A 12,176-nucleotide genomic window follows, 5' to 3' on the forward strand; every position below is an offset into this window, starting at 1 on the left:
GACGTCACCGCCGACGTCCCGCCGATCCGGACACTACTGTTCGAGGTCGGACCGCAGGACTACGTGCTTGCGTTAGTCGTGCACCATGTGTCCACGGACGGCGAATCCACGGCTCCCTTCGTGCGTGACGTCATGGTGGCGTACGCGTCCCGGGCGGCAGGCCGGGAACCCGGCTTCGCTCCGCTCCCGGTGCAGTATGCGGACTACGCGATCTGGCAGCGTGAACTCCTCGGCAGCGAGGACGACCCCGACAGCCTGATCGCCGCCCAGCTGGCCTTCTGGAAGAAGACGCTGGCTGGCGTGCCCGACCTCCTCGAGCTGCCGGTGGACCGGCCACGACCGCCTGTGCAGTCCCTGCGCGGGTCGCGGATCGACTTCACCATCGACGCCGAGGTGCACCGCGGTCTGGCAGCACTGGCCCGCAGGCACAACGCCAGCGTGTTCATGGCCGTGCATGCCGCGTTCGCGGTGCTGCTCAGCCGTGTGTCCGGCACCGAGGACGTCTCGGTGGGTACCCCGATCGCAGGCCGCGGCGAGCGCGAACTCGACGACGTCGTCGGCATGTTCGTCAACACCCTCGCACTGCGGGTGCAGGTCGACGGGCAGCAGACGTTCGACGAGATCCTCGACCGCGCCCGCGAGGCCGACCTCGAGGCGTTCTCGCACGCCGACGTACCGTTCGAGCGCCTGGTCGAGGTCCTGAACCCGGCGCGGTCGATGGCCCACCACCCGATCTTCCAAGTGGGCTACTCGTTCCAGAACATGACCAAGGCCGAGCTGGAACTGCCCGACCTCACGGTCACACCGCTCGAGGTCGAGGGTGACACCGCACAGTTCGACCTGCATCTGATCTTGGGGGACAGCCCCGAGGGTGAGCAGATGTCGGGCGTGTTCACGTTCGCCACCGACCTGTTCGACGCCGCCACTGTCAAGCGTTTCGCGGACATGTTCCGCCGCGTCCTGGCCGCCGCGGTGGATTCTCCGCGAACCGCGGTCGGCGACCTACCTCTCGCCGGCGGCGACGAGCGCACGCTCGTGGTGTCCGGATGGAACGACACCGCGCGGGCCCTGCCGGATACGACGCTCGCGGACATGTTCGCGTCCGCCGCCGCGGAGAATCCGGACGTCACCGCTCTCGTGTTCGAGGGCGAGTCGCTGACGTACGCCGATTTCTCGGCGCGGGTCAACCGGTTGGCCCGGCACCTCGTCGGCCGCGGGGTCGGCCCGGAAACCGTGGTCGGCCTGGCGATTTCGCGTTCGGTGGAACTGCTGGTCGGCATGTACGCGATCGCCGCGGCCGGCGGCGCGTACCTGCCGATCGACCCGGACCATCCGGCCGAGCGCACCGCGTACGTGCTGGAGAGCGCGCAACCCGTCTGTGTCCTGGCGACCCGCGCCGTCGTCGGGGGACTGCCGGGTGGCGTCGACTACCTCCTCCTCGACGAACTCGATCTGGGCGGGATCGACCCGTCTCCGCTCACCGACTCGGAGCGGATCGCACCGCTGCTGCCGGAGAACGCCGCGTACGTGATCTACACATCCGGTTCGACCGGTCGCCCGAAGGGTGTGGCGATCGCGCACCGTGCGATCGCGAACCAATTGCGGTGGAAGCAGGCGGAATACCCGCTCACCGCCGAGGATTCGGTGCTGCTCAAGACGGCGGCGACGTTCGACCTGTCGGTGTGGGAGTTCTGGTGGGCGCTGACCGCGGGCGCACGTCTGGTCGTCGCCACACCGGACGGCCACCGCGACCCGTCGTATCTGGCCGCACTCGTTGCGGAGCAGCAGGTCTCGACCGTGCACTTCGTGCCTTCGCTGCTGTCGGCGTTCGTCGCGGTGGCGGAGCCGGCCCAGCTGGTGTCGTTGACACGTGTGCTCTGCATCGGTGAGGCACTGCCCGCCGACACGATGCTCCGGTTCCGCGACGTCTCCGACGCGGAGATCTTCAACCTGTACGGCCCCACCGAGGCCGCCGTCAGCGTCACCCACTACCGGTGCGGCGACGAGCGCGACGGTTCGGTCCCGATCGGCAGGCCCGAATGGAACACGCAGACCTACGTTCTCGATTCGCGTCTGCACCCAGTTCCCGCCGGCGTCACAGGTGAGCTCTATCTCGCGGGCGAGCAGTTGGCGCGCGGTTACTTCGGCCGCCACGACCTCACCGCGGAACGGTTCGTCGCCAACCCGTTCGGCGAGGCCGGACAGCGGATGTACCGCACCGGTGACCTGGTGCGATGGAACCGCGACGGTAACCTCGACTATGTCGGCCGGAGCGACTTCCAGGTCAAGGTCCGCGGTTTCCGGATCGAACTCGGCGAGATCGAGCGGGCGCTCGTGGCGCACCCGTCGGTGGCGCAGGCCGTCGTCGTGGTCCACCACGACCGTCACACCGGGGACCGGCTCGTCGGCTACGTGGTGCCGGAGCAGGGCGACTCCGTCGACGAAGCCGACGTTCTCACGTTCGCCGGCCGGTCGGTGCCGGGGTACATGGTGCCGTCCGCGCTGATCACCCTCGATGCGCTGCCGCTGAACATCAACGGCAAGCTCGATCGCAAGGCGCTCCCCGAACCCGAGTTCGGTGGCGCCGTGGACCATTACAAGGCTCCGCGTACCCCCGTCGAGGAGATCGTCGCGGGCGTGTTCGCGGACGTGCTCGGTCACGAGCGGGTCAGCGTGGACATGAGCTTCTTCGACCTCGGCGGCAACTCGCTGGTCGCGACGCGCGTGGTCGCCCGCGTCAACGCCGCGCTCGACACGTCGATCGGTGTGCGTGAACTGTTCGAGGCCCCGACGGTGATCGCGCTGTCGGCTCGCGCCGAGCAGTCCGACTCGGCCGGCGCGAACCGGCCGGCGCTGGTGCCGCAGCCGCGTCCGGCCCGGATTCCGCTGTCCCCGGCACAGTCCCGTATGTGGTTCATCAACCAGTTCGACACGGCGTCGGCGGCGTACAACATTCCGCTGGCGATCAAGCTGACGGGCCACCTCGACGTTTCTGCGCTCGAACGGGCACTCGGCGACGTCGTCGAACGGCACGAGACGCTGCGCACGACGTACCCCGACACCGGAGACGGTCCGGGCCAGGTCGTGTTGTCGCGGGCCCGGAGTTTCACCTCTCTGGACGTGGAGAACGTCGCCGACGAGAACGCCCTGCGTGCGCGCGTGATCTCTCTGGTCACCGCCGGTTTCGACGTCGCGCAGGCCGTCCCGGTCCGCGCGCGTCTCCTGCGGATCGACGCCGAGCAGCACGTGTTGGTCATCGTGGTCCACCACATCTCGTCCGACGGCGCCTCGACGGCACCGCTGGCGCGCGACGTGGTGATCGCCTACAGCGCCCGCGCCGCCGGTTCCGAACCTGCCTGGGCTCCGCTCGACATCCAGTACGCGGACTTCTCGCTCTGGCAGCACGAGTTGCTCGGCGACGAGAACGCGTCGGATTCGCTGGCCACCAAGCAGATCGACTACTGGCGGACCACGCTCAGCGGTCTGCCGGACGTGCTGCCGTTGCCGACGGACCGGCCGCGGCCGCCCGCGCAGTCGATGCGCGGCGCGAACTTCGACTTCGAGATCGACACGGAACTGCGCGAGCGGCTCGGGGCGCTGGCACGCGAGCACAATGCGTCGCTGTTCATGGTCGCGCACGCGGCACTGTCGGTGCTGCTCGCTCGGCTGAGTGCCACGGACGACATCGCGGTGGGTACCGCGATCGAGGGCCGCGGCGAGGCCGCGCTCGACGACCTGGTCGGCATGTTCGTCAACACGCTGGTGTTGCGCGCCCAGGTCGACGTCGACGCGACGTTCTCCGACCTCCTCGCGCAGGTGCGTCAGCGCGACCTCGGTGCGTTCACGCACACCGACGTGCCGTTCGAGCGGCTGGTCGAGATCCTCCAGCCGGAACGCTCGACGGCGTTCTCGCCGCTCTTCCAGGTGGCTCTCGCGTTCCAGAACATCGAGCAGGCACACCTGGAACTTCCCGGTCTGACGGTCGAGGGGCTCGACGGTGGGATCAGCGCCGCGAAGTTCGATCTGCAGCTCACGCTCGCCGACGCAGCCGACGCGGACGGGAACGCGCCGATGCGGGGCGTCTTCACCTACGCGACGGACCTGTTCGACGAACGCACGATTGCGTCGTTCGCGTTCCGTTTCCAGCGCATCCTCGAAGCGATCACTACCGACGCCTCCGTGCTGATCGGGGACATCGACGTCCTGAGCGAGAACGAGCACGCGGTGCTCGCACCCGTGCGCGGCGCCGACAGCGCCACACCCGAGCTCCTGGCGAGCATCCTCGCCACCGCCGCGGCGGTGGACCCCGACGCCGTCGCCGTCGTGTGCGGCGACGAGCAGGTTACCTACCGTGAACTCGACGAGCGCTCCAACCGACTCGCCCGCGTCCTGATCGGCAGGGGCATCGGGGCCGACGACTTCGTCGCGCTGGCGCTGACGCGTTCCGTCGAATCCATCCTGTCCATCTGGGCGGTCGCGAAGACCGGCGCCGCGTTCGTGCCCGTCGACCCGAGCTACCCGTTCGACCGGATCCTGCACATGGTCACGGACTCTCGCGTGGAGGTCGGTCTCACCACCGGCGCCCACGTCGGCGAGCTGCCCGACACCGTGCGGTGGCTGGTGCTCGGTGAGGACGAGATGGACGGCGACTGCGCGTCCGTGTCGTCCGAGGCCGTCACCGACGCCGACCGCATCCGTCCGACGCGGGTCGACGACGCGGCGTACGTCATCTACACGTCGGGGTCGACGGGTCTGCCGAAGGGCGTCGTCGTCACCCACACCGGCCTGGCGAACGTCACGACCGAGCAGGTCGAGCGGCTCCGGCTCACCCCGCAGTCGCGGGTGCTGCACTTCGCCTCGCCGAGCTTCGACGCGTCCGTGTTCGAGTTGCTGCATGCCGTGGCCGCCGCGTCGACGATGGTCATCGCGTCCGGCGTCGTGTACGGCGGCGACGAACTCGCCCGGTTGCTGAAGAAGCAGAAGGTCACGCACGCGTTCATCACGCCCGCGGCCCTGACCACGGTCGACCCGGCCGGGTTGGAAGGCATCGAGGTGCTGTCGGTGGCCGGCGAGGCCTGCCCGCCGGAACTCATGCAGAAGTGGGCACCGGGCCGGCGCATGTTCAACCTGTACGGCCCGTCCGAGGCGACGATCTGGAGCACGTCGAGCAACCCGATGAAGGCGGATCAGTCGGTCACCATCGGTGGTCCCACCCGGGGCGTGGACGTGGTCGTGCTCGACTCCCGGCTCACGCCGGTCCCGGTGGGGGTCGCGGGTGAGCTGTACGTGGCGGGCCCGAGCGTGGCGCGCGGCTATCACAACCGGTTCGCCCTGACGGCGGAGCGATTCGTCGCCAACCCGTTCGACGGTCCCGGTGAGCGGCTCTACCGCACCGGCGACGTCGTCCGCTGGGTGTACGACGGGGAGACCGGCGACCTCGTCCTCGACTACGTCGGCCGGTCCGACTTCCAGGTGAAGGTCCGCGGGTTCCGTATCGAACTCGGCGAGATCGACGCCGAACTCGGCAGCCACCCCAGCGTCGACTTCGCGGTCACGCTGGGCCATCACCGCGAGCAGACCGGTCAGACCGTGCTGGTGTCGTACGTGATGCCGGCTGCGGGCGCGTCGATCGACGTCGCGGAACTGTCGGCGTTCGTGTCCGAGGCCCTGCCCGGGTACATGGTGCCGTCGTCGATCATGGCGATCGATTCGGTGCCGCTGACGCCCGCCGGAAAGCTCGATCGCAGGGCGCTTCCCGAGCCTCAGTTCGTGTCGGCAGCCGGCGAGTACTGCGCGCCGTCGACGCCGATGGAGAAGGCCATCGCCGACGTGTTCGCGCAGGTGCTCGGTGTGGACCGCGTCAGTGTCGACGACTCGTTCTTCGCCCTCGGCGGCGACAGCATCGTGTCCATCCAGCTGACGACCCGCGCGAAGAACGCCGGGGTGCTGTTCACGGCGCGGGACGTCTTCGAGCGCAAGACCGTCTCGGCGCTGGCCGACGTGGCCGCCTGGGCCACCGACGTCGACTCGGTGAAGCTCGAGGAACTGCCGGGCGGCGGGGTCGGTTCGATTCCGCTCACGCCCATCGCGCACTGGCTGGTGGAGACGGCAGGGACCTTCGAGAAGTTCTCGCAGGCCGTTCTGCTGACCACCCCGCCCGCGGTCACACGGGATCAGCTGGTGGCCACGGTGGATGCGGTCCTGGAACGCCACGACATCCTCCGATCCCGGCTCACCCGGACCGGGGACGACTGGGCGTTCGAGGCCCTCCCCACCGAAGAGGCATTCGGTGCGGACGACCTGATCGAGCAGATCGAGTTCACCGACAAGCCGGGAACGGATGGATTCGAGAGCCTGGCACGCGCGGCTCTCGACCGGGCGGCGGAACGGCTGGATCCGGCGTCGGGCCGGATGACGCAGTTCGTGTGGTTCGCTCCCGCGGCGTCGTTGCCGGGGCAGAGCGGCCGGCTGCTGGTGCTCGCGCATCACCTCGTCGTCGACGGTGTGTCCTGGCGAGTGCTGTTGCCGGACTTCGCGACCGCGGGCTCGCAGATCACGGCGGGACAGCCGGCGCAGCTCGAACCGGTCGGCTCCTCGGTCCGTGCGTGGGCGCACGGTCTGGTCGAGGAGGCGAAGTCGCCGCACCGCGTGGCGGAACTCGACTTCTGGCGCGGGATGCTCGCGGGCACGGATCCGCTGATCGGACAGCGTGCGTTCGATCCCGCACGCGACGTGATCGCCCGGACCGACCGCCTGAGCATGACGTTCTCGACGCAGGTGACGCAGGCGCTGCTCACCACGATCCCGCAGTCCGTGAACGGTGGTGTCAACGACGGCCTGCTCGCGGCTCTCGCTCTCGCGGTCGCCCGCTGGCGTGAACTCCGCAACGGGACCGAGGATCGCTCGGTGCTGATCAACCTCGAGGGACACGGCAGGGAAGAGGCGACCGTGCCCGGTGCCGACCTCTCCCGCACGGTGGGCTGGTTCACGAGCCTGTACCCGGTGCGGCTGGACGTCTCCCGGGCCGATCTCGCCGACGCGTTCGACGGCGGGACGTCGACCGGCGCGGCGCTGAAGGCTGTCAAGGAACAGTTGCTTGCCGTGCCCGACAAGGGCATCGGCTACGGGCTGCTTCGCTACCTGAACGAGGAGACCACTCCGGCCCTGGCATCGTTGCCGACTCCGCAGATCGGGTTCAACTACCTCGGTCGCGCGGGCTCGGTGGATCTGCCCGCCGAGATCCGGGATCTCGGCTGGATCCCGGACACCGATTCGGGTGAGTTCGGCGGTGCCATGGACGACGACATGGTGGCACCGGCGGTGCTCAGCATCAACGCGGTGACGTCGGAGACGGCGTCCGGCCCCCAGATCGAGGCCAAGATCGCGTTCGTCACCGAGATTCTCGACGAGGCGGACGTGTGGGAGCTTGCCGAACTGTGGCACGCCGCGGCGACCGCGCTGGCCGAGCACGCCTCCGGGCCGAACGGCGGCGGTCTCACCCCGTCCGACGTTCCGCTTGTGACTGTCACGCAGGACGACCTCGAGGCGCTCGAACGGCGCTACCCCGACGCCACCGACGTGTGGCCGCTCGCCCCCCTGCAGTCCGGAATGTTCTTCCATTCCGTTCTCGCCGAGGACGCGGTGGACGTCTACACCGCTCAGGTGGTGCTGGACTTCCAGGGCGCCGTCGACACCGGCCGGCTCCGCGGCGCGGCGGAGGCGCTGATCGCACGCCACGCGAACCTGCGCACCGCGTTCGTCCCCGACGATTCGGGGACCGCGGTCCAGGTGGTCGTCGACCGCGTCGCACTGCCGTGGGAAGAGCTCGACCTCTCCGGTCTGTCCGGGGCCGAACGCGAGGAGCGGATGAGTTCCGTTCTGAGCGACCATCGTTCGGCGCGGTTCGACATGAGTCGTCCGCCCCTGATGCGGTTCCTGCTGATCCGCACGGGTGAGAACAGCTACCGGTTCTCCATCAGCAACCACCACATCCTGCTCGACGGATGGTCGATGCCGTTGCTGATGAAGGACCTGCTGGTGCTGTACGCGACCCGCGGTGACGGTTCGGTGCTGCCGCGCGTGCGTGGCTACCGCGACTTCCTCGGCTGGCTGTCCGAACGCGATACCGACGCATCGCGCAGCGCCTGGGCACACGCACTGGCGGGGCTGGACGGTCCGACCGTCCTGGCCCCGGCACCGAGCAGCGAGGACCGTCCCGAGCCGGCCGAGTTCGCGCTGCACCTCGGTGAGGTGGTGAGCGAGAACCTGGCGCGCATCGCCCGGGACCGTGGTCTGACGATGAACACGATCGTCCAGGCTGCGTGGGGTCTGCTGCTGGCCCGCATGACGGCCTCGGACGACGTCGTCTTCGGCGCCACCGTGTCGGGTCGCCCGCCGGAGGTCGCAGGCATCGAGTCCATGGTGGGCCTGTTCATCAACACCATCCCGATCCGGGTGCGTATCGATCCCCGTGAGTCGCTCCTCGGACTGCTCGAGCGGCTGCAGGCGGAACAGTCGACGTTGTTCGACCACCATCACATCGGTCTTCCGGAGATCCAGCAGATCGCCGGAATCGGTGGGCTGTTCGACACGTTGACGGTGTTCGAGTCGTACCCGGTGGACCGCGCAGGTCTCACCGAGGACAGCGACATCGACGGGCTCCGGGTCGCCGGGGTGCAGATCAGCGATGCCTCGCACTACCCGCTGAGCCTGCTGGCCCAATCGGACAGCGAGCTGCAACTGGTCCTGAAATACCTCCCGGACGTGTTCGGCGCCGACACCGTCGAGCGGCTCGGGTCCCGGCTGAACCGGATCCTGCAGACCATCGCGGCCGGCAGTTCCACGCTGGTGGGCGATCTCGATCTGCTGACCGGCGACGAACGCGAACTCGTCCTGTCCGGGTGGAACGACTCGGGACACGACGTCGCCGACGAATCCGTGGTGTCGATGTTCGGCGCCCAGGTTGCCCGCACACCGGATCGAACGGCGGTGGTGGCCGACCATGTGCGCCTCACCTACGCCGAGTTCGACGCGCGGGTGAATCGTCTGGCGCGGCATCTGATGTCGATCGGGGTGGGGCCGGACTCGGTGGTGGGCATCGCGATGCGACGCTCGCTCGACATGGTGGTCAGCCTCTACGCCGTCCACGCGGCGGGTGGCGCGTACGTGCCGATCGACCCGGAGCACCCGGCGGACCGCACGTCGTACGTGGTGGACAGAGCCAAGCCGACGTGTGTGCTGAGCCTGGCCGACGACATCGCGAATCTCGACGTGGACGTGCCGGTGTACCTGGTCGAGGACTTCGACCTGTCCGAGTACGCGGACGGCCCGGTCGAGGATTCCGAGCGGCTCGCCGAGTTGCGCCCGGACAACATGGCCTACGCGCTGTACACGTCGGGTTCGACGGGACGCCCGAAGGGCGTGGCGATTCCACATTCGGCGCTGGCGAACCAGCTGGCGTGGATGCGAGACGTCTACGGCATCGGCGCGCAGGACGTGGTACTGCAGAAGACGCCGTTCACGTTCGACGCCTCGGTGTGGGAGCTGTTCCTGCCGTTGGTGGTCGGTGGCACGCTCGTGATCGCGTCGCCGGACGGTCACCGCGACCCCGAGTACATGGCAGCGACCGTGGGCACCGAAGCGGTGACGGTCATCCAGTTCGTCCCGTCCGTGCTGACCATGTTCCTCGACGCCGCGACGGCCGACCGGTGCGGTTCGCTGCGCCTGGTCTTCGCGGGCGGTGAGCCGCTGCCGCAGTCGGCGGCCGAGCGGGTCGCCGGTCTCGGCTCCGCGGAATTGGTGAACCTGTACGGCCCGACCGAGGTGACCATCAACTCGACGGCCCACGTGGTGGAGCGGTCGGGAACGGCGACGATCGCGCCGATCGGGTCGCCGGCCTGGAACACACGGGCCTACGTGCTCGACGCTCATCTGAACCCGGCGCCGATCGGTGTTCCCGGTGAGCTGTACCTCGACGGCGCGCAACTCGCTCGCGGATACGTCAACAGTTCCGCACTGAGTGCGGAACGGTTCGTCGCAGACCCGTTCGGCGCTTCGGGTGCGCGGATGTACCGCACCGGCGACCTCGTCCGGTGGAACGAGAACGGCGTCCTCGAGTTCGTGGGCCGCACCGACTTCCAGGTGAAGGTGCGCGGACTGCGCATCGAGCTCGGCGAGGTCGAGGAGGCATTCGTCCGGTATCGCGACGTGGCGCAGGCCGCCGTGATCGTCGACAACAGCGAGGTGGGTGCGCGGCTCGTCGCCTACGTCGTGCCGAAGCCGGATGCGGCTCTCGACTCGGCGGCGCTGAACGGGTTCGTCGCGGAATCGCTGCCCGAGTACATGATTCCGGATTCCGTGATGGTGCTCGCCGAACTTCCGCTGGGGACCAGCGGCAAGCTCGACCGCCGCGCGCTGCCGGTGCCGGACTTCGCATCGGCGGCCGATTTCCGGGCGCCGCGCACCGACACCGAACGTGCACTCGTGACCGTGTTCGGCGAGCTGCTCGGCCGGGAGAGCGTCGGAATCGACGATTCGTTCTTCGAGCTCGGCGGCGACAGCATCGTGTCCATCCAGTTGGTGGCGCGGGCACGTTCGGCCGGTATCCACTTCACCGCGCGAGATGTGTTCGAGCGGCGCACCGTTGCCGAGCTGGCCGCGGTAGCCGATTCGGGCGAGTCCGCGGCGGCCGCACTGCAGGAGTACGAGGGTGGTGGCGTCGGAACGGTGCCGCTCACCCCGGTCGCCCGCAAGATGGTCGAGCGTGGCGGCGACTTCGACCGGTTCGTCATGCCGTTGTTGCTGACACTGCCCGCCGGGATCGAACGCGAGCAGGTGATCGCGACGATCACCGCGGTGGTCGACAAGCATGACGTGCTGCGGTCGACCCTGGTCACGTCCGGCGTCGAGGATGCGCTCGAGATCGCACCCGCGGGCAGCGTCGACATCGACGCCACCGTGCAGCGGGTGGAGATCGCGGCCGGCGACGAGCCCGGTTCGCCGGAATTCGACGCGGTCGCGAGTGCCACCTTCGACGCGGCGCTGGATCGCCTCGATCCGCGCACCGGGTCGATGCTCCAGTTCGTCTGGTTCGACCCCGCCGAGGCGGATCGGCGCGGCCGGCTCCTCGTGTTGCCGCACCACCTCGTCATCGACTCCGTGTCGTGGCGGATCCTGGTGCCGGACTTCGCGACCGCGGGCGCCCAGATCGCCGCCGGCGCGTCGCCGTCACTCGAGCCGGTCGGAACGTCGCTGCGGCGCTGGACCGACGGTCTGCTGGAGGCGGCCGCGAAGCCGGAGCGGGTGGCCGAACTCGAGGTGTGGGAACACATGCTGACCGGCCCGGATCCGCTGCTCGGATCGCGTGAGCTGGACCTGGGAACCGATCTGATCAGCACGCTGGAACGGACCCGGGTGGATGTTCCCGCACCGGTCACCGAGGCACTGCTGGGTGGCACGCCGGGTGCGCTCGACGGTGAGATCGGCGACGTCCTCGCGGCAGCTCTCGCGTTGGCGGTGGCCGCCTGGCGCCGCGACCGCGGAGTCGAGGCGTCGTCGACGGTGGTCACCCTCGAGGGCCACGGACGGGAAGAGTCCACGGTGCCGGGTGCCGATCTGTCCCGGACGGTCGGCTGGTTCACCACGATGTACCCGGCACGCCTCGATCTCGCCGGGGTCGACATCGCCGACGCCCTGCGGGGCGGCGCGGGCGCGGCGGACGCCGTGCACGCGGTCCGGGATCAGCTGAGCGCGATCCCGGACCGGGGAATCGGATACGGGTTGCTCCGGTACCTGAACCCCGACACATCGGCGGCCATGAGGAACTGGTCGGAACCGCAGATCGTGTTCAACTACATCGGACGCGTCAGCGCGGCCGAGGTCCCCGAGGCCGTACGCGGACTCGATTGGCTGCCCGATTTCGAATCCCCGGTCTCGGGTGGATTCGAGAAGAGCGCGATGCCCGCCCAGGCCGTTCTCGACATCCAGTCGGTGATCTCGGAAACCGCGGAGGGCCTGCAGTTGTCGGCGTTCATGTCGTTCCCGCCCGGCATCCTCTCGACGCCGGAAGTGGAGCGGTTCGGGGAGTTCTGGGTGGCCGCGCTGACCGCGCTCGTGGCTCAGGCCGAGGAGCGTTCCGGGCGCTGATCTCGCGGCCCGTGGTGGGAAGGCTCCGAGCC

The 12,176-nt window shown here is 69.1% G+C and carries 1 protein-coding gene (only partly in view); it reads left to right on the top strand.

Features of this window, described 5'->3' with window-relative positions:
- Positions 1 to 12,144, top strand: partial view of a non-ribosomal peptide synthase/polyketide synthase gene (locus ACFVJ3_RS10070; protein WP_378451935.1) — the end only. Its footprint begins 21,588 nt before the window's first position; only the last 12,144 of its 33,732 coding nucleotides appear in the window; its start codon lies beyond the left edge, outside the window; it ends in the stop codon at positions 12,142 to 12,144.
- Positions 12,145 to 12,176: the final 32 nt, after the last annotated feature.

Origin of the sequence: Rhodococcus sp. NPDC127593, from assembly GCF_042671975.1 — a bacterium.
Taxonomy (GTDB): domain Bacteria; phylum Actinomycetota; class Actinomycetes; order Mycobacteriales; family Mycobacteriaceae; genus Rhodococcus_F.